Here is a 17076-nt window from a genome sequence, read left to right as displayed (position 1 = left end):
ATTCCGTCCTGACTTCGTGGAAGCTGCCGTGGACGATCGCCAATTGCTGGCCAAACTCGCTGCCGGTCGCCTGTCCGGCGACGCCCTGGCCCGTGAGCTGGGCCAGACCCGGGCGGCCATTTGGAAGCGTATTCAAGGACTTAGGGCCGCCGGCGTGGACGTCGAGGGGCGTGCTGGCGAGGGCTACGGCCTGACCCGACCGGTCGACCTGCTGGACCCGGACGCGATCCGCGCCGGCCTGCCTGCCGCGGTTCTGCCGCTGCTGCACGACCTGCAGGTGGCCTGGACGGTGGACTCCACCAACGCCGAATTGCTGCGTTGCAGCGCGCCCCAGCGCGGGGTGAGCGTCCTTTTGGCCGAACGCCAGACCGGTGGCCGCGGCCGTCGTGGCCGTACCTGGGCCTCGCCGCTGGCCGCGCACGTCTACCTGTCGGTGCTGCGCCTGTACTCCGGTGGCCTCGGCCGCCTGGCCGGGCTGAGCCTGGTGGCCGGCATCGGCGTGGCCGAAGCGCTGCATGACCTCGGTTTCACCCAGGCGCAGTTGAAGTGGCCGAACGACCTGATTGTCGATGGCAAGCGCAAGCTGGTCGGCCTGCTGGCCGAAGGCGGTGGCGAATACGCCGGCCCGGCGCGCGCAGTGATCGGCATCGGCATCAACACGCACATGCCGCCCGCGTTCGCCGAACAGATCACCCAGCCGTGGGTGGACCTGGACACGCTTGCCGGCAAACCGGTGGACCGCAACGTGGTGGTCGCCGCAGTGCTGACACGCCTGCTGCCGGCGCTGGAGGAATTCGATCGCGAAGGCCTCGCCCCGTTCCTGCCGCGCTATGCCGCGTTCGACATGCTGGCCGGCCGCGAAGTGCGCGTGGAGCTGGAAGGGCAGTGGCAGCACGGCACCGCACTGGGCCTGGCCGATGACGGCGCGCTGCGCGTGCGCATTGATGGCCAGGAACGCCTGCTGCACGCCGGCGAAGTCAGCGTGAGGGCGGCATGAGCGATTGGTTGTTCGACCTCGGCAACTCGCGCTTCAAGTTCGCGCCGTTGCAGGGTGACCGTGCCGGCGACGTGCAGGCCTGGGCGCATGGCGCCGAAGGCATGGCCGGGCAGCCACCGCACAGCCTGCCCAGCGGCACCACCGCGTTCGTGGCCAGCGTGGCCGCACCGTCGCTGACCAGCGCCATGCTGGACCAGCTGCAGCGCCGCTTCGAACACGTGCACGTGGTACGCACCAGCGCCGAATGTGCCGGCGTGCGCATCGCCTATGCCAAGCCGGAAAAGTTCGGTGTTGACCGCTTCCTGGCCCTGCTGGCTGCGGCCAAGGCGCAGCGCCCGGTGCTGGTTGTCGGCGTGGGCACTGCGTTGACGATCGATCTGCTCGACGCCGACGGCCAGCACCACGGTGGGCGCATTTCCGCATCGCCCACCACCATGCGCGAAGCACTGCACGCGCGTGCGGTGCAGCTGCCGGCCACCGGCGGCGACTACAGCGAGTTCGCCAACGACACCGCCGACGCGCTGGCCTCCGGCTGCGATGGCGCCGCGGTGGCACTGGTCGAACGCAGCGCACAGCAGGCGCACGCACTGCTGGGCGTGGCACCGTCGCTGCTGGTGCACGGGGGTGGCGCACCGGCGCTGATGCCGCTGCTGCCCGGCGCCGACTACCACCCGTCGCTGGTGCTGGATGGCCTCGCCCGCTGGGCGGTGCACCAGCCCGCAGGCTAGTATCCGCGCATGCTGACCCGTGCCCTGATCGTCGTACTGGCCATCCTCAATCTTGGCGTCGCCTGCTGGTGGCTGCTGCGCGATGCGCCGCAAGCGCCTGCGCCCGCACCGCAACCGGCCGGCGTGGCCGAGCTGCGCTGGGTGCCCGGTGGGGCTGATGCGACGGCCGCTGCCGAAGCCACCGCTGCCGCCCCGACCGCACCGCTGGTGGAGCGCGAACCGGCCGAGAAGACCGCCGTGGCGGCGACGCCTGCGCCTGCGGTGCCGGCCAAGCCCGAGCTGGCCAAGCCGCAGGTGGCCGAGGCGGCGCCTGCACCTGCACCCGTGGCCGTTGCTGCAGCCGCCAAACCCGCGCCCGCACCGGTTGCGGAAAAGCCCGCGACGCCGCCAGCCGCCCCGGAGCCGCCGCGCTGTGTCGCACTGGGCCCATTTGCCGACCGCGCCGCCGCGACCGCCGCGCAGGGCAAGGCCGGCAATGCCATCAGCCAGGTGCGCCTGCGCGAACAGCCCGCCGCCAGCGGCAGTGCCCGCTACCGCGTGCTGCTGCCGGCCGCCGCCAACCGGGAAGAAGCGCAGGCAACGGTGAAGCGCATCGTCGCCGCTGGCCTGAGCGACTACTACATCATCAGCCAGGGCGAGGACATCAACGCCGTGGCACTGGGCCAGTACCGCAACCGCGAAGGTGCCGAGCGCCGCGTGGCGGCGGTGCAGGCCGCCGGCTTCCAGCCGCGCCTGGTGGCCAGCGGCGACGCCGGCCAGTGGTGGTTGGAAGGCCAGCTGGCGGCAGGCACGCAGCCGGCCCAGGCCCAGCAGCGCAGCGGCGCGGCCCAGAGCCGGTCGCTGGAATGCACGCGGTTGCGCTAGAATCCCCCGGACCGCGGCGCTGCCGCCGGTGCACCACCCATGCCGCTTTAGCTCAGTTGGTAGAGCAACTGTCTTGTAAACAGTAGGTCATCCGTTCGATTCGGATAAGCGGCACCATTTCTCGTAGTCAGCGCCGCTTCGCGCTGCTCTTTCTGGACTTCGGCTGCAGCATGGCAGCGCGCTGCTCTAGGTACTCGCCCAGCAGCCCGAGCGGCTTGACGCCGAGCGCTTCGGCGAACTCCACCAATTCCACGGCATCGATGCGCCGCTCCCCGCGTTCGCACTTGGACACGAAGGTCTGTGTGTTCCCCAGCCGTTCGGCCAGATCAACCTGCGACACGCCAGCCCGCTTGCGGGCCGCCTTCAGGATGGTCAGCAGTAGCTGGTAGTCGGAGTTGTGGGTCGATTGGGTCATCGTGCGGTGACAGGCAAGTCACCGCACGCTAGAGTCCGTATTGGATTAGTCCAAAATAGACTATTTGCAAGGGCAGTTTGGAGGAATGCATGAAGCGGATAGGGATTCTTCTGGTCGTCCTAGTGGTCCTGGCTTGGATCGGGTCGAAGCTGGTGCCACGCAGCGCGCCCGTGCCTGCCACTGCACCGACAACTGTTGTTGCGGCGCTGCCTAAGCAGGCGCAGGAGCCTGCGGCACCGCAGTCCGAGCTGGAGCGCCCCATGTCGGTGGCTGAGAAGAAGGCACAGCAGGAGAAGTGGTTCGGCACTGAGACCATTATCGCGGCCGAGCGCGCCGTCAGACGCGAACTGAAGGACCCGGACTCCGCAGAGTTCAAGGACGTGCGCGCCAACTACACCGAAGAGTTCGGCGTGGTCGCCTGCGGCAGGGTCAATGCCAAGAATGAGTTGGGCGGGTACACCGGCTTCCGACGCTTCGTGTTCGGCGACGGAAGGGTCATTCTTGAAAGGCGGGATAACGTCTCCGACGCATGGTCCGGCGCATGTTTGTAGGCATTTTTCCTACGTGAAGCGCAAGAGTAAGGGCGCCACTTGGCGCCCTTACTTCAATCACCTGACTGCACGCTCCTGCTGATCTTTCGTAGCTGAAGCTCCATCCAGTCTTTCAGATCCTCAAAGCTGGTCTTGCTCAACTGAGTGGGCCATTGAAGAACCACCAAGCCCTCGTCAAGCGAGAATGTGTCTTGGCGCACGTTTGCCGCCGGAGTAGGAACTGCGGGAGGCGGTGAGGTCGCGGGCGCGCTTGGTTGCGACCCTGCTGGGCGTACCGTACTACCAGTTGTCACAGCTCCAGTCTGAGGTGATTCCTCTGGCTCTATTTCCTCTTGCCTCTCCTCAAGAGAATCGGACTCGGGGGATGAGGCCACATATATGCCTGCAAAGTCCGCGGTTGAACGAAGCTCCTTGATGAAGTCCTCGACGCTATTCTCATTGAACTTCTTGTCGATGAGCAGGTAGTGACGTAGGTTGGGATCCGACGGAAGAGACTCGCTCCACTTCGTGAACAGCTCAGAGTGGATCTTGGGCATGAAGGCGGCGCGCTGAAGGGCTTCGCGGCGCTCCAAGGACCCTGGGCGCTCATCGAGAAGAATCCGCAGCGCCAAATCGGTCAGCTTTACCTGACGCTGATCGCCGCTTCCTTTGTCTTCCATCAGGCCAAACGAGAGCAAGGCGGCCAAAACCAGCTTGCCTCCGCTACTCTGAGGTGAATAGCCCCAGTGCTTGGCAGCGACCGCCACGTTGGCGGGGAGGCGTTTTTCGTGTTGGTAGAAGGTGCGTGCTCGTTCGATCGCAGCTTTCAGGTCAATGGAAGGAAATGACGGGCTGCGGTGGACCGGGCCGCGCCTCCCCTTGCTACTCGCATCGGTGTCGTTCATGGCCGATCTCCTTATGTGGGGCTGAGCCAGTCTAGCATCGGTTCCTTCATTTGTCAGACTTGCAGTCTCCATAAGTCTTGCGCGACCGGAGAACCGGTGGTATCTTGCGCCCCAAGTTGGGTGACAAAGCTTTCTTGGGCGCGAGAGCGGCCAAAGAAAAACCCCGGCGCCATCCCTCCTGCCAGAGGGGTGACCCGGGGTTCATATGGCGAAGGTGAACGAGGGCGACCCCGCCACCTGCGACTGTCTTGTGAGGACAACTCGACATTCTACCGTCGAGGGTCGTGGGCAACAACTGCCCTCCAATTCTCAAATTGGAGGTGCGCCTATGGGCAGGCTTTCCGAGGTGGGGTCCGTCTTCGTGCGGGCATACACGCGATTCCGGTTCGGCCGGACTGAGCACGTGTGCCAGCACTGGCGGTCGCATCCCGGTCAGTTGAACTTGTTCGACTGATGCGGGGCAGGGCGTGGGGCACTCGAGCCCCACGCCATCTCCGGCCAGCCCAGTGAAGCAGCGTTTCAGATGTGCAGATTGACCATTTAGCCCATAACTCACGAGGTAACCCTCAATGAGCAAGAACTAAAAGTCCTCCAAGGAACTGTCCAGCTTGGCTGGCAAGGTTCTCCAGCAGAAGTCCTCCACCACTGCGGCGAAGAAGTTGGCAGGGTCTGTTCTGACGCAGACGCCCGACCGCAAGCACGCTGGTGGCGGCAAGAAGAAGTAGTAGCAACGCCTTTGGTGGATGCGCCTCAAGTCCGGGGTGCATCCACAACTCCCGGACTGGCCCGTATCGCGTCCGGCGCATCGGCCTTGGCGTTAAGCCGCTCGGACCCGACCGAGCCTCCAGGGTACCCTGGTTGCCATCCGCGCTTGGTACGCGGGCAGGTCGAACCCGCTCGGCTCGGTGCAGCTCGCCATGCGAGAGCAAGAGATCGACCACGACCTGATCAGGGGCGAAGGCGATGACTGACCGACGCGCTCACTACCCACCGTGCCACCCGGCGATGCTGGCACTCGCCGCCTTGGTCGCGGCGATCCAGCACAGGTGCGACCCCTTCCCCGAGCTTGAGTCCGCCGCCGCCCGCAACGGCGTGGCCGTCGGCTCCGAGCAGTTCGACGAGGCCGCGGCGCTGGCCGGGCAGCCGTACTGCCGCGCGGTGGACTTGTACGTGGACTGCGAGACCAAGCGCAGGGCGGACGCCCTGGGGTCGGGGATGGCGCACTTGGCTTTCCTCCCGGTCTGACCAGAGCAAACCCGGCCGGGTTGGTTAGGTGCGCAGAGGGCAACGGGTGGCTCGGCCGTGTTTCGGAGGGGATGTCCGAGGGACATCCCCTCCGTTCTATTTCTGACTTCAGTCCACCTGTTCGACCTCGATAGCTTGGCTAGCGCTAGCCAAGAGCTCCTCTGCCGCCTTGGCCGCAGAATCTTCAATAAGCCGATGCTCCGCGGCAATATCAACTTTGCCGGTAAGAAGTGCACGAGTGCACTTCACCAGCCCCCGAACATCTCGCTGATTAATATCCGGGAACTTGCGCTGGAATGCCTTCGTAGTGACTGAAATCGCCGTTTGTTCGTCGTACTCGGATTCAAGCTTGTCGTACTCACTTACTTCGTGGAGCACACGTGCTGTGCCCAAACATTCATCGTTGTCGCGCATTGCCGTCTCCTGGTTCGGTGGCATCTACTCCTTGGGGATGGCGTTGGGCAGAAGCAAGGGGGGGGGCTCCCGGATTGAGGGGAGCGCGACCTAATGCCCAGCCGCGGCACGGATGTTGGTCGAGCACTGCTCCCTGTCGCGTCTCCTTCTTTCTTTCGCTGCTGATCCGCTATCCGGCGCGTGAGCTATCGCTGTGCATGTCCCCGAGCGCGTTCCGCAGGGTTGAGAATATGTAGCCGGTAGGCTACAGTCCTCCATGAAGATCCAGCGTACCCGTCAGTTCGCGACATGGATTGACGCTCTCAAGGACGTCACCGGGCGCGCTCGCATCCTGGCCCGCATCGGTCGGCTCAGCGAAGGCCATCTGGGCGATCACCGCTATCTGGCCGATGGCGTTTCCGAACTGCGCATCGATGTGGGACCGGGTTACCGCGTGTACTACACCCAGCGCGGCAGGCAGTGGGTGATTCTGCTGGCTGGCGGCGACAAGGGTACACAGCAACGCGATATCGAGAAGGCCAAAGAGATTGCGCGTGCCCTGTAAGCGTCGAACGGGCTGTAGGTGAAACGACTCACTACCGAAGTACTGGAGCTGTCCCATCATGGCCATCAAGAAGAAAGTCGAACTCAAAGCATTTGACGTGGCCGAGCACCTTCGCACACCGCAGGAGATGGCGGCCTATCTCGATGCCTGCATCGCAGAAAGCGATGGCGATTCTGCGTTCATTGCCAAGGCGCTCGGCGATATCGCGCGCGCCCAGGGCATGAGCAAGGTCGCGCGTGCGGCAGGCCTGTCGCGTGAGAGTCTGTATCGCGCACTGTCGGGCGAGCGCAGCCCTGATTTCGCGACCATCCTCAAAGTGACCCGCGCCCTGGGTGTACGCCTGCATGCCAGCGCAGCATAAGCACACGCGCCGATCTTGATGCGTCGGCGCGCCGCCGGTCGCAAAGGCGGTGGAACGAACATGAAAAAACCGCCTTTCGGCGGTTTCTTCGTCCCAAGCCGGTGAGTCAGCTCAATGCATGACGTGGGCAGATCCTTCGATCAACGCCGCTGACACTGCCAACGCAGCCTCAGCTACGTACCTGCAACGCCACGTACTCCGCCAACCCCCGGCACGCCAGCATCAACCCTTCGCGCGTGCCATCGCCGATATCGTCTTTTTCTTCCCCATCCACGCGAACGCGCTCGGCGGCGTGGTACAGCTCCAGCACCGACACCAGACCGGCGGCGGCGCGATCCCTGCGCGCGGCGGCGACCGCTTGGCCGGGCGTGCTGGCCGGCCCCTGCCACGGCTGTCCGTCGGCGGCATCGCCGGCCTGGATCTGCCGCAGGCAGACGGGAAGGTTGATGGGCGTGGGTGCGTCGTTCGCAGCGGCGAAGGCGGCTTCCAGGGGCTGCGCCAGTTCAAGCGGCAGATGCAGGGCGGCGTCGCCCAGCGTGGCGGTCAGGTACGGGTAGAGGGTCTTGGACATGCGGGCATCCTCGGCAGGAACAGAGGTGCCACCTGAAGAGGGTGGCAGGCGATGCGTGGCTTCCAAGACCGGTAATCGATGAGCCGGTGGGCACGGGGCCCCCACGCACCGCCCGCCGTCGATCGGCGAACGGATTGCCAGCCGACGCCGCTCTTGGGAAGACGGCGCCGGCTGGCAAGCGTATACAGCTTCGATTAAACGGGCTTGGAAGTCCCGGCCACCTTTACAGGGGGCGATTCATCATGCGCATGCGAAATCCCCGCCTGCCAGTCGTTTGTTTCGATGGCATCGGGTGATCTGAAAGGAAAAATGAATTATCGCGATTGGCCTGTTTCGCGCATTTCCATGTCAAAAACGACAGATCGCGCACCGCGCGAATTCGCTTGGAAATGGCGCGCGGATTCGCTGGCACCTGCGCGCAGGGCGAAACGGCGTGTAAAGCCAGCTTAACTTCCGGCCTGAAACTTCTAATTCATCATCATAAGCGGCCAGGGCGCAAAAAGTGGCCCGCTGCAGGCGATGGCACTAAGCTGCCGGGCCTGTGCACTTCCATGGAAGACCCCATGTCCCACCTGCTGGCCAAGGCGGCCGAACAACAGGATCTCGACCGCATCGACGCGCTGCTGGATGCCGGCGCGGACATCGCGTGGCGGCACAAGGGCACCGGCCGCACGCCGCTGCTGTCGGCGGTGATTGCCGGAAAGGCGGCGTCGGTGGCGCGGCTGCTGGACCGCGGTGCCAACATCGAGCACGCCTGCACGGCGCTGGGCTTCACCGCACTGGGGTGGGCGGCCGAGCGCAACGATGCGGACATCGGGCGCCTGCTGATCTCACGTGGCGCCTTGCTGGACGTCGCCTCGCCGGAACTGCTGCGCACGCCGCTGATGGTGGCAGCGCAGGGCGGTCATCTGCCGATGGTCGAGCTGCTGCTGGACAGCGGCGCCGATGTTGCACGCGTGGATTTCGAAGGTCGCACTGCGCTGGCGCTGGCTGAAGCGCGCGGGCATGCGGCCGTCGTGCAGCGTCTGCAGGCCGCGGGCGCGCAGAGGCCGCCGGCATTGGAAGAGACGCCGCCGCTGGCTTGGCCCGAACCTGCGGCAGACGGTGAACCGGCTGCAGTGGTGCGCGGCTATATGCTGGCCTGCCACGCCTGGGAAACGCGTGGCTACCGTGATGCCAAGGCCGGTGGAAACCTGCTGGGCAGTGCGGCGTTCCAACAGGAGCGCGCGGATATCCTCGCGGCCTGGTGCACTGATCGTAAGCGGGTGTATTCCACCGGCATGGCGGTGGGCAACCCGCCGGTGCACGTGCCGGAGGATCTGCTGGCCGCCACCAGCCAGCCGACCGCGTCGAAGGCCGACGTGCTGGTGCGCGATCATGCGCAGAAATCCCGTGCGCTGCGTTACGAGCGCCTGTTCGTGCTCAAGCGCGTGGCGGGGCAGTGGCGGATCGACGTGCTGAAGAAGCGCCTGTTCCGCACCGAGGCGTGGTCGTCGGCGATTCTCTGAGCGCTGAAACGGCTGCAGCAGGGAATCTGCCTGCTGCACCGCCGCGAGTGGTGTCACACAGCTCTGGCTAGACTGTGCTTCTTTTTCCCCCGCAGGAGGCACCCATGGCCCATCCCATCTCCGTATCCCTGATTGGCGTTCCCACCGACGTGGGTGCGGGCCATCGCGGTGCCCGGCTGGGGCCGGAAGCGCTGCGCGTGGCGGGCCTGCCGGAAGCGCTGGAGGCGCGCGGCGTGGACGTGCGCGACCTGGGCAACCTGGACGGCCCGCGCAACCCGTGGACCGCGCCGGTGGAAGGCTACCGCCACCTGGATGAGGTGGTGGCGTGGAACCACGCCTTGATGGAAGCCAGCTATGCCGAACTGCAGGCCGGCCGCATGCCCATCATGCTCGGCGGCGACCACTGCCTGGGCATCGGTTCGATCACCGCCGTGGCGCGCTGGTGCCGCGAGCAGGGCAAGACCCTGCGCGTGCTGTGGCTGGATGCGCATTCGGATTTCAACACCAGCGATGTGACGCCGTCGGGCAACATCCACGGCATGCCGGTGGCCTGCCTGTGCGGCCTTGGCCCCGATGCGCTGACCCGGCTGGGCGGCACGTCGCCGGCGATCACCCCGGCGCAGATGCACCAGATCGGCATCCGCTCGGTGGACCCGGAAGAAAAGCGCCTGATCAAGACCCACAAGGTCGATGTCTATGACATGCGCTACATCGACGAGAACGGCATGAAGCGTGCGGTGGAAGCGGCGCTGGCCGGGATCGACGAGAACACCCACCTGCATGTCAGCTTCGATGTGGACTTCCTCGACCCCAGCATCGCGCCGGGCGTGGGCACCACCGTGCCGGGCGGGGTGAACTACCGCGAGGCGCAGCTGGTGATGGAGATGATCGCCGACACCGGGCGCATGGGCTCGCTGGACATCGTCGAGCTTAACCCCTTGTTGGACAAGCAGAATGCCACCGCGGAACTGGCCGTGGATCTGGTTGAAAGCCTGTTCGGCAAGTCCACCCTGATGCGCGATTGAGCCTTTGGCCTGAACGGATCTGTGATCCGTTCACACGCGCTCCACGCGTCTGCCGCCAGATTGCACTTCACGCGGCGGCAGTGGGCATTGGCCTTCTTCCGCCGAGCGAAAGAATCCCATCCGCGAATTGAGCGGTGTAGCGGCAAACCCAAGGAGAAGCCCATGAAGCGCGTAGTTGCCCTGATGCTGTTGTCGATGTTCTCGGTGGCCCTGCTGGCCGGTTGCAACACCATTGCCGGTGCCGGCAAGGACGTGCAGAAGGCGGGCGAGAAGGTCGAGGACACCGCGAAGGGCCGTTGAGCCCTGCGCGGAACGGAAAGAGAAAAAGGCCGGGGGTTTCCCCGGCTTTTTTTTGGTTCTTCTCCCATCTGAGGGGAGAGGCTCACGGCCGACCCGCTAGATTGTGGTTGTCGAGACTACAAACTGGGGCCGGCCGTGGCCAAGCTGGATTGTATGCCGTTGTTGGGGGCCTGGGCGGGGTATCGCCTGGATGATTGGCGACGCGAAGTCCGTGATGGAGTCTCGTGGCTGGTGCTTTCGCTGTTCCCCGATGGACGCCGTAGGCGCCGCTGCAGCGGCTGCTCCAAGTGGGTCACCTCCATCCACGACCAGGTGATCCGGCGTGTCCGTGATCTGCCTGTGTTCGATGAGCCGGTCGAGCTGGAGGTGCAGCGGCAGCGCGTGGCCTGCCCTCGTTGTGGGCCGAGGCTGGAGCATCTGGACTGGCTGGATCGGCACAGCCGGGTCACGCAACGACTGGCAAAGAGCGTTGCACGGATGTGTGCTACTACCTCGATCCATGCCACGGCAAAGTGGCATGGTCTGAACTGGAAAACCGTCAAGGCGCTTGATTTCAGGCACTTGCAGCAGACGCTGGGACCGGTGGACCTTTCCGGAGTCCGTATTCTTGCAATGGACGAATTTGCGATCCAGAAGGGCCATCGCTACGCCACGGTGATAGTAGAGCCGTCCCGCAAACGCGTGCTGTGGGTTGGGCGAGGTCGTAGCCGGGCTGATATCCGCCCCTTTTTCGAGTTGCTGGGCCAGGAGGGCTGCGAGCGCATCCAAGCGGTCGCCATGGACATGAACTCGGCATTCGATCTGGAAGTGAAGGCCCAATGCCCGAACGCCGAAGTGGTCTATGACCTGTTCCATGTGGTGGCCAAATACGGGCGGGAGGTCATTGACCGGATCCGCGTGAATGAGGCCAACAGGCTGCGCCACGACAAGCCTGCCCGGCGCGTGGTGAAGACCTCGCGCTGGCTCCTGCTACGTAACCGACAGAATGTCCCGGGCGATCAGCGCATCAAGCTCAAGGAATTGCTGGAGGCAAACAAAGCCCTGCTGACGACCTATCTGCTCAAAGACGACTTGAAGCAGCTCTGGCGCTACCGCAGCCAAGCGTGGGCAGAAAAAGCATGGAAGAGCTGGCGACAGCGCGCTCTGCGCAGTCGCCTTGAGCCCCTGAGGGCCTTTGTCCATCGCCTGCAGCCCTATCTGCCAGGCATTATGGCCCACTGCCGATGGCCGCTGGGGACGAACCTGGTCGAGGGGGTCAACAACAAGATCAAGGTCATCAAGCGCGTAGCCTACGGATACCGGGACGATGCCTACTTCTTCCTCAAGATCCGCGCAGCCTTCCCCGGAGTTGGGTGAAGAACCAAAAAAAAAGACCACGCCAATCACTGGCGTGGCCCTGCTGCATGCGTGGGAGGCTGATCCTGCCTCCATCCATCGTCCCTGCTATGGCCTTCCATTCTCCGGTAGCTGAATGACATCTGCGTGACATTCACTGGGGACAAACAGCGCATTGCTAGCCTGTGCCACCCCCGCACCGGAAGCACTGCATGACCATCCCGCGCTGGCGCCTGATCCTCAACGGAAAATCCGCGGGCAACGACGCGCTGCGCGACGCCGTCGGCCATTGGCGCAGACAGGGCGTGCAGCTGGACGTGCGGGTGACCTGGGAAGAGGGGGATGCCGAACGCTACGTGGCCGAAGCGATCGACCACGGCGTGGACGTGATCGTTGCCGCCGGTGGCGACGGTACGCTCAGCGCGGTGGCGGAAACGCTGGCGCATCGTGAGGAACCTGCCGATGCGCTGCCCTCGCTGGCGCTGATCCCGATGGGGACGGCCAACGATTTCGCCACCTCGGCCGGAATCCCGACCGAACCGAAGGACGCCTTCGCGCTGATCGGGCAGGCGCGGCCGCACGCCATCGATCTGCTGCGCGTGGACGCCGATGGCAAGCCCTGGTGGTGCGCCAATCTCGCCAGCGGGGGCTTCGGTACGCAGGTCACCGTGGAGACCGATGCTGGCCTGAAGAAGATGCTGGGTGGGCTGGCCTATGTGATCACCGGCATCGCCAAGCTCGGGCGGATCGAGCCGATCAGTGCGCGCCTGTCGGGCCCCGATTTCGCCTGGGAAGGCGATTTCATCGCACTGGGCATCGGCAACGGTCGCCAGGCCGGTGGCGGCCAGCAGCTGTGCCCGCAGGCGTTGATCGACGACGGGTTGCTGGATGTGACGGTACTGCCGGAGCTGGAAGGCGAGGTGACCGCCACGCTGGGCCAGATGCTGAAGTCGGGCACCCAGGCCGCGCTGGAACAGCTGGCCACGCGCGCGCGGCTGCCGTGGCTGCAGATCGCATCCGAGCGTCCGCTGACGCTCAACCTGGACGGTGAACCGGTGCAGGCCCGCCAGTTCCGCATCGAGTGCGTGCCGGGCAGGGTGCGGATGCATCTGCCGGCCGGCTGCCCGTTGCTGGCTGGCGTCGCCGGCCTCAACGGCGGGCCGTAGCGCCGGTCTCCCTGGCCGCCCCGGACTCGCCGTGATTCAGTTTCACAGGGTTCCCCTCCCGCCTTTGCTGCGATACAGTCAGGGGGTGTCCAGCCTGACGACCCCGCATACCCTTTCTTCCGCACGCCGTTGGTGGCGATGGTGGCCCGTTGCCGTCGTCCGCCCCCATAACGCTGTGTCCCGGAAGGAAAGTCGTCTTGAACTCGCACGCCCAGTTTCAGCTGCAGGCCGCTGAAGGCCACACCCACATCCCCGTTGTCCGCGAAGTGCTGTCCGACCTGGACACGCCGCTTTCGGTTTATCTGAAGCTCGCCGACGGCCCCAATACCTACCTGTTTGAATCCGTCGAAGGCGGCGAGCGCTTTGGTCGTTACTCGATCATCGGCCTGCCGGCGCGCCGCGTGTACGCCTTCCACGGCCACACGCTGACCGTGCGCGAGGACGGCCAGGTGGTGGAAACCCGCGAAGTGGCCGACCCGTTCGCCGAGGTCGAGGCGCTGCGCAGCGCCCACTCGGTGCCCAAGCTGGACGGCCTGCCGGGCTTCACCGGTGGCCTGGTCGGCTGGTTCGGCTTCGAGTGCATCGGCTACATCGAACCGCGCCTGGCACCGCCGGCCGGCCGCGATGAACTGGGTACCCCGGACATCCTGCTGCTCGATTCCAATGAGCTGGCGGTGTTCGACAACCTCAAGGGCCGCCTGTACCTGATCGTGCATGCCGACCCGCGTGTCGACGGCGCCTTCGAGCAGGCCCGGGCCCGTTTGGATGCACTGACCGCCAAGCTGCGCGCGCCGGGAGCGGGCTATCCGGCGCCGCTCAACAGCGACGTGCTGGACGAATCCGATTTCGTCTCCGGGTTCACCCGCGAAGGCTTCGTCGATGCGGTCCAGCGCAGCAAGGAATACATCCGCGCCGGCGACATCTTCCAGGTAGTGCTCAGCCAGCGCCTGAGCGTGCCGTTCAAGGCGCGCCCGGTGGATGTGTACCGCGCGCTGCGTGCACTGAATCCTTCGCCGTACATGTACTTCCTGGATGTCGGCGACCTGCAGGTGGTCGGTTCCTCGCCGGAAATCCTGGTACGCCTGCAACATACTGATGACGGCGTGGGCGAAGTCACCGTGCGTCCGATCGCCGGTACCCGTCCGCGCGGCGCCACCGTCGAGCAGGACCTGGCGCTGGAAGCCGAGCTGCTGGCCGATCCGAAGGAGCGCGCCGAGCACCTGATGCTGATCGACCTCGGCCGCAACGACGCCGGCCGCGTCTCCAAGGCCGGTACCGTGGAAGTGGGCGAGCAGTTCGTGATCGAACGCTACAGCCACGTCATGCACATCGTCAGCGAAGTGACCGGGCAGCTGCAGCCGGGCCTGAGCTATGCCGACGTGCTGCGCGCCACCTTCCCGGCCGGTACGGTCAGCGGCGCGCCGAAGATCCGTGCGCTGGAAGTGATCCGCGAGCTGGAACCGATCAAGCGCAATGTCTACGCCGGCAGCATCGGCTACATCGGCTGGCATGGCGATGCCGATACCGCGATTGCGATCCGCACCGCGGTGATCAAGGACGGCCGCCTGTACGTGCAGGCCGGCGCCGGCATCGTCTACGACTCGGACCCGGACAAGGAATGGGACGAGACGATGAACAAGGGCCGCGCGCTGTTCCGCGCCGTCGCCCAGGCTGCCAAGGGCCTGTAAGCCCTCCCGTGCCGTGGCCTGCGCCGCGGCACTCTTCGCTGTTCCCCGTCAAGACAAGGAGTACCGCATGAAGCTGCTGAGCGCATTGCTGTGGTCGTCACTGCTGGCCACGATGGCCCCGTCTGCGTGGGCGCAGGCCAACACCATTCCCTCGCAGCCGCACCTGCTGGTGAAGGGCGAGGCGCGCCGCGTGGTGATGCCGGACCGGTTCGGCCTGCAGCTGAACATCGAAGAGACCGACATGGATGCCGATGCCGCGCGGCGCCGCGTGCAGGACAACGTCGCCCGCGTGCTGGGGCTGTTCAAGCAGTACAAAGCGGTGGACGGCAGCGTGCGTGCGGACAACCTGCGCATTGGTCCTGCGACGCGCTATGAACAGAGCCGGCAGGTGTTCATGGGCACGCGCGTGTCGCGCCAGCTGCGTGCCAGCTTCGCCAGCGTGAAGGCGATGCAGGACGTGCTGGGTGCGCTGAAGGCCAATGAGAACGTGCAGGTCAGCAGCGTGGCTCCAACCTATTCGGGCGAAGTGGCGCTGCGACGCGAACTCAAGGGCGAGGCGGCGGCACAGACGCGCGAGTCCGCGCAGGGCCTGGCCAAGGCTTACGGCACGAAGCTGCGCGGCCTGTACAGCATCTCCGATGTGGCGCCGAACTTTGCCTATGGCGTGCAGGCGGGGAACTGGCCTCGCGTCGACGACACGTTCGCGCCGCCCGTGCCGCCCGCGCCGCAGAACAGCATCGAGGCCACCGGTTCGAACATACGCGAGTCGATCGAAGCCGGCCCCATCACCTACACCGAAAACGTGTACGCCATTTTCCTGATAAGCGACGGAACCTGACCATGTTGTGGATGATCGACAACTACGACAGCTTCACCTACAACCTCGTGCAGTACCTGCAGACGCTGGGCGCCGAAGTGAAGGTGGTGCGCAACGATGCGATGAGCGTGGATGAGATTGCCGCGCAGAAACCCGAGCGCATCGTCATCTCGCCCGGCCCGTGCACGCCCAACGAAGCGGGCGTGTCGCTGGAACTGATCGAGCGCCTGGGCCCGACCACGCCGATCCTCGGCGTGTGCCTGGGCCACCAGGGCATCGGCCAGGTCTACGGCGGCACGGTCATCCGCGCCGGCAACATCATGCACGGCAAGACCTCGCCGATCCGCCACCAAGGCAAGGGCGTGTTCGCCGGCCTGCCGGACCGCTACCAGGCCACCCGCTACCACTCGCTGGTGGTGGACAAGAACCGCCTGCCGGACTGCCTGGAAGTGACCGCCTGGACCGAGAACGACGACGGCTCGATCGAAGAGATCATGGGCCTGCGCCACCGCCAGTTCCCGGTGGAAGGCGTGCAGTTCCATCCCGAATCCATCCTCACCGAACACGGCCACGCCCTGCTGCGCAATTTCCTGCAGCGCCCGGCGGCCTGATCCAAGGAGCATTCCCATGAGCTTCTCCCCCCAGGAAGCCCTGCAACGCACCATCGAACACCGCGAAATCTTCTTCGACGAAATGGTCGACCTGATGCGGCAGATCATGCGCGGCGATGTCTCGCCGATGATGACCGCCGCCATCCTCACCGGCCTGCGGGTGAAGAAGGAAACCATCGACGAGATCGCTGCAGCGGCCACCGTGATGCGCGAGTTCGCGCTGGCGGTGCCGGTGGCCGATCCCACCCACCTGGTCGACATCGTCGGCACCGGTGGCGACGGTTCGCACACCTTCAATATCTCCACCTGCGCGATGTTCGTCGCCGCCGCCGCCGGTGCGCGCGTGGCCAAGCACGGCAACCGCAGCGTGTCGTCCAAATCCGGCAGCGCCGATGCGGTGGAAGCGCTGGGCGCGGCCATCGAGCTGCAGCCGGCGCAGGTGGCCGCCGCGATCGAGCAGACCGGCATCGGCTTCATGTTCGCGCCGATCCATCATCCGTCGATGAAGGTGGTCGCGCCGGTACGCCGCGAGATGGGCGTGCGCACCATCTTCAACATCCTCGGCCCGCTGACCAACCCGGCCAGCGCACCGTCGGTGCTGATGGGCGTGTTCCATCCTGACCTGGTCGGCATCCAGGCGCGCGTGCTGCGCGAACTGGGCACCGAGCGCGCGATGGTGGTCTGGGGCCGCGACAACATGGACGAGATCTCGCTGGGTGCCGGCACCCTGGTCGGCGAGCTGCGCGACGGCAAGGTGCGTGAGTACGAGATCCACCCGGAGGACTTCGGCATCGCCATGTCGGCCAGCCGCAACCTGCGCGTGGACAGCCCGGAGCAGTCCATCGCGATGCTGCGCGCGGTACTGGACAACACCCCGGGCCCGGCGCTGGACATCGTCGCCCTGAACGCCGGTGCCGCCCTGTACGTGGCCGGCGTGGCCAGCGACATCGGCGACGGCCTGGCCCGCGCCCGTGCCGCCATCGCCAATGGCAGCGCCCGCCAGCGCCTGCAGCATTACGTTGACACCACCCGCGCGCTGGTTGCCTGAGCGC

20 protein-coding genes and 1 tRNA gene are annotated in these 17076 nt (G+C 65.6%); 17 read left to right on the top strand and 4 right to left on the bottom strand.

Features of this window, described 5'->3' with window-relative positions; all coding sequences use genetic code 11:
* Positions 1-28 precede the first annotated feature (28 nt).
* From birA to N5C18_RS04235, 4 genes are all read left to right on the top strand, one after another.
* Positions 29-997 (top strand): bifunctional biotin--[acetyl-CoA-carboxylase] ligase/biotin operon repressor BirA, encoded by a 969-nt coding sequence (gene birA, locus N5C18_RS04250; protein ID WP_279943906.1) that lies wholly within the window; start codon positions 29-31, stop codon positions 995-997.
* The gene (locus N5C18_RS04245) at positions 994-1725 is read left to right on the top strand and encodes a type III pantothenate kinase (RefSeq protein ID WP_065183739.1); all 732 of its coding nucleotides are present in this window, start codon (positions 994-996) and stop codon (positions 1723-1725) included. Before birA ends, N5C18_RS04245 begins: the two co-directional genes overlap by 4 nt.
* Positions 1726-1734: 9 nt before the next feature.
* Entirely contained in the window at positions 1735-2589 is an 855-nt protein-coding gene (locus N5C18_RS04240; RefSeq protein WP_279943905.1) for an SPOR domain-containing protein, read from the top strand.
* A 41-nt stretch (positions 2590-2630) separates the two neighbouring features.
* Positions 2631-2706: transfer RNA gene (locus N5C18_RS04235), tRNA-Thr, on the top strand.
* Between the two features lie 10 nt (positions 2707-2716).
* On the opposite strand, the gene N5C18_RS04230 is transcribed toward N5C18_RS04235, so the two are convergent.
* Positions 2717-3004, bottom strand: a complete 288-nt coding sequence (locus N5C18_RS04230; RefSeq protein ID WP_279943903.1) for a helix-turn-helix transcriptional regulator — start codon at positions 3002-3004, stop codon at positions 2717-2719.
* A gap of 89 nt (positions 3005-3093) precedes the next feature.
* On the opposite strand from N5C18_RS04230, the gene N5C18_RS04225 reads away from it, so the two are divergent.
* Positions 3094-3555, top strand: coding sequence for a hypothetical protein (locus N5C18_RS04225; protein WP_279943902.1), 462 nt, complete (start codon positions 3094-3096; stop codon positions 3553-3555).
* A gap of 53 nt (positions 3556-3608) precedes the next feature.
* On the opposite strand, the gene N5C18_RS04220 is transcribed toward N5C18_RS04225, so the two are convergent.
* Positions 3609-4439, bottom strand: a complete 831-nt coding sequence (locus N5C18_RS04220; protein WP_279943901.1) for a hypothetical protein — start codon at positions 4437-4439, stop codon at positions 3609-3611.
* 1005 nt (positions 4440-5444) lie between these two features.
* Here N5C18_RS04220 and N5C18_RS04215 point away from each other — a divergent pair.
* Positions 5445-5684: a hypothetical protein gene (locus N5C18_RS04215; RefSeq protein ID WP_279943900.1), complete on the top strand. Its 240-nt coding sequence runs from the start codon at positions 5445-5447 to the stop codon at positions 5682-5684.
* A 108-nt stretch (positions 5685-5792) separates the two neighbouring features.
* Here N5C18_RS04215 and N5C18_RS04210 read toward each other — a convergent pair whose 3' ends face one another.
* A complete protein-coding gene (locus N5C18_RS04210) occupies positions 5793-6098 on the bottom strand; it encodes a hypothetical protein (protein WP_279943899.1) in 306 nt (101 codons plus the stop codon).
* A gap of 256 nt (positions 6099-6354) precedes the next feature.
* On the opposite strand from N5C18_RS04210, the gene N5C18_RS04205 reads away from it, so the two are divergent.
* On the top strand, positions 6355-6642 hold the full coding sequence (locus tag N5C18_RS04205) for a type II toxin-antitoxin system RelE/ParE family toxin (protein WP_279943898.1): 288 nt from the start codon (positions 6355-6357) through the stop codon (positions 6640-6642).
* 58 nt (positions 6643-6700) lie between these two features.
* Complete coding sequence (locus N5C18_RS04200; protein ID WP_279943897.1) at positions 6701-7003, top strand: addiction module antidote protein; 303 nt, start codon at positions 6701-6703, stop codon at positions 7001-7003.
* Positions 7004-7172: 169 nt separating this feature from the next.
* On the opposite strand, the gene N5C18_RS04195 is transcribed toward N5C18_RS04200, so the two are convergent.
* A complete protein-coding gene (locus N5C18_RS04195; RefSeq protein WP_279943896.1) occupies positions 7173-7574 on the bottom strand; it encodes a hypothetical protein in 402 nt (133 codons plus the stop codon).
* Positions 7575-8137: 563 nt separating this feature from the next.
* Here N5C18_RS04195 and N5C18_RS04190 point away from each other — a divergent pair.
* The 9 genes from N5C18_RS04190 (at position 8138) to trpD (ending at position 17072) form a co-directional block, all read left to right on the top strand.
* Positions 8138-9082 carry an ankyrin repeat domain-containing protein gene (locus tag N5C18_RS04190; protein ID WP_279943895.1) on the top strand — a complete coding sequence of 315 codons (945 nt, stop codon included), beginning with the start codon at positions 8138-8140 and terminating at the stop codon, positions 9080-9082.
* 104 nt (positions 9083-9186) lie between these two features.
* The gene (gene rocF / locus N5C18_RS04185; RefSeq protein ID WP_004153767.1) at positions 9187-10107 is read left to right on the top strand and encodes an arginase; all 921 of its coding nucleotides are present in this window, start codon (positions 9187-9189) and stop codon (positions 10105-10107) included.
* A 162-nt stretch (positions 10108-10269) separates the two neighbouring features.
* The gene (locus N5C18_RS04180) at positions 10270-10407 is read left to right on the top strand and encodes an entericidin A/B family lipoprotein (RefSeq protein ID WP_008266021.1); all 138 of its coding nucleotides are present in this window, start codon (positions 10270-10272) and stop codon (positions 10405-10407) included.
* A gap of 153 nt (positions 10408-10560) precedes the next feature.
* Positions 10561-11763 carry an ISL3 family transposase gene (locus tag N5C18_RS04175; protein WP_279944506.1) on the top strand — a complete coding sequence of 401 codons (1203 nt, stop codon included), beginning with the start codon at positions 10561-10563 and terminating at the stop codon, positions 11761-11763.
* Between the two features lie 191 nt (positions 11764-11954).
* Positions 11955-12908, top strand: a complete 954-nt coding sequence (yegS, locus tag N5C18_RS04170; RefSeq protein ID WP_279943894.1) for a lipid kinase YegS — start codon at positions 11955-11957, stop codon at positions 12906-12908.
* Positions 12909-13105: 197 nt separating this feature from the next.
* Complete coding sequence (gene trpE, locus N5C18_RS04165; protein WP_279943893.1) at positions 13106-14596, top strand: anthranilate synthase component I; 1491 nt, start codon at positions 13106-13108, stop codon at positions 14594-14596.
* A 67-nt stretch (positions 14597-14663) separates the two neighbouring features.
* On the top strand, positions 14664-15434 hold the full coding sequence (locus tag N5C18_RS04160; RefSeq protein WP_279943892.1) for an SIMPL domain-containing protein: 771 nt from the start codon (positions 14664-14666) through the stop codon (positions 15432-15434).
* 2 nt (positions 15435-15436) lie between these two features.
* A complete protein-coding gene (locus tag N5C18_RS04155; RefSeq protein WP_008267909.1) occupies positions 15437-16024 on the top strand; it encodes an aminodeoxychorismate/anthranilate synthase component II in 588 nt (195 codons plus the stop codon).
* 16 nt (positions 16025-16040) lie between these two features.
* Positions 16041-17072: an anthranilate phosphoribosyltransferase gene (trpD, locus tag N5C18_RS04150; protein WP_279943891.1), complete on the top strand. Its 1032-nt coding sequence runs from the start codon at positions 16041-16043 to the stop codon at positions 17070-17072.
* Positions 17073-17076: the final 4 nt, after the last annotated feature.

This window comes from Stenotrophomonas sp. GD03930 (assembly GCF_029839665.1).
Lineage (GTDB): Bacteria > Pseudomonadota > Gammaproteobacteria > Xanthomonadales > Xanthomonadaceae > Stenotrophomonas > Stenotrophomonas forensis.
Note: the sequence above shows the minus strand (reverse complement) of the source record. Positions and strands in the feature narration are given on the sequence as shown.

What these genes read in the sequence shown, in the direction of transcription:
- N5C18_RS04220 (WP_279943901.1), bottom strand. Translation starts at nt 4,439, where the DNA reads ATGAACGACACCGATGCGAGTAGCAAGGGGAGGCGCGGCCCGGTCCAC.
- N5C18_RS04175 (WP_279944506.1), top strand. Translation starts at nt 10,561, where the DNA reads ATGCCGTTGTTGGGGGCCTGGGCGGGGTATCGCCTGGATGATTGGCGA.
- N5C18_RS04195 (WP_279943896.1), bottom strand. Translation starts at nt 7,574, where the DNA reads ATGTCCAAGACCCTCTACCCGTACCTGACCGCCACGCTGGGCGACGCC.
- N5C18_RS04240 (WP_279943905.1), top strand. Translation starts at nt 1,735, where the DNA reads ATGCTGACCCGTGCCCTGATCGTCGTACTGGCCATCCTCAATCTTGGC.
- N5C18_RS04215 (WP_279943900.1), top strand. Translation starts at nt 5,445, where the DNA reads ATGCTGGCACTCGCCGCCTTGGTCGCGGCGATCCAGCACAGGTGCGAC.
- yegS (WP_279943894.1), top strand. Translation starts at nt 11,955, where the DNA reads ATGACCATCCCGCGCTGGCGCCTGATCCTCAACGGAAAATCCGCGGGC.
- N5C18_RS04160 (WP_279943892.1), top strand. Translation starts at nt 14,664, where the DNA reads ATGAAGCTGCTGAGCGCATTGCTGTGGTCGTCACTGCTGGCCACGATG.
- N5C18_RS04205 (WP_279943898.1), top strand. Translation starts at nt 6,355, where the DNA reads ATGAAGATCCAGCGTACCCGTCAGTTCGCGACATGGATTGACGCTCTC.
- N5C18_RS04210 (WP_279943899.1), bottom strand. Translation starts at nt 6,098, where the DNA reads ATGCGCGACAACGATGAATGTTTGGGCACAGCACGTGTGCTCCACGAA.
- trpD (WP_279943891.1), top strand. Translation starts at nt 16,041, where the DNA reads ATGAGCTTCTCCCCCCAGGAAGCCCTGCAACGCACCATCGAACACCGC.
- N5C18_RS04200 (WP_279943897.1), top strand. Translation starts at nt 6,701, where the DNA reads ATGGCCATCAAGAAGAAAGTCGAACTCAAAGCATTTGACGTGGCCGAG.
- N5C18_RS04225 (WP_279943902.1), top strand. Translation starts at nt 3,094, where the DNA reads ATGAAGCGGATAGGGATTCTTCTGGTCGTCCTAGTGGTCCTGGCTTGG.
- N5C18_RS04245 (WP_065183739.1), top strand. Translation starts at nt 994, where the DNA reads ATGAGCGATTGGTTGTTCGACCTCGGCAACTCGCGCTTCAAGTTCGCG.
- N5C18_RS04180 (WP_008266021.1), top strand. Translation starts at nt 10,270, where the DNA reads ATGAAGCGCGTAGTTGCCCTGATGCTGTTGTCGATGTTCTCGGTGGCC.
- N5C18_RS04190 (WP_279943895.1), top strand. Translation starts at nt 8,138, where the DNA reads ATGTCCCACCTGCTGGCCAAGGCGGCCGAACAACAGGATCTCGACCGC.
- rocF (WP_004153767.1), top strand. Translation starts at nt 9,187, where the DNA reads ATGGCCCATCCCATCTCCGTATCCCTGATTGGCGTTCCCACCGACGTG.
- N5C18_RS04155 (WP_008267909.1), top strand. Translation starts at nt 15,437, where the DNA reads ATGTTGTGGATGATCGACAACTACGACAGCTTCACCTACAACCTCGTG.
- N5C18_RS04230 (WP_279943903.1), bottom strand. Translation starts at nt 3,004, where the DNA reads ATGACCCAATCGACCCACAACTCCGACTACCAGCTACTGCTGACCATC.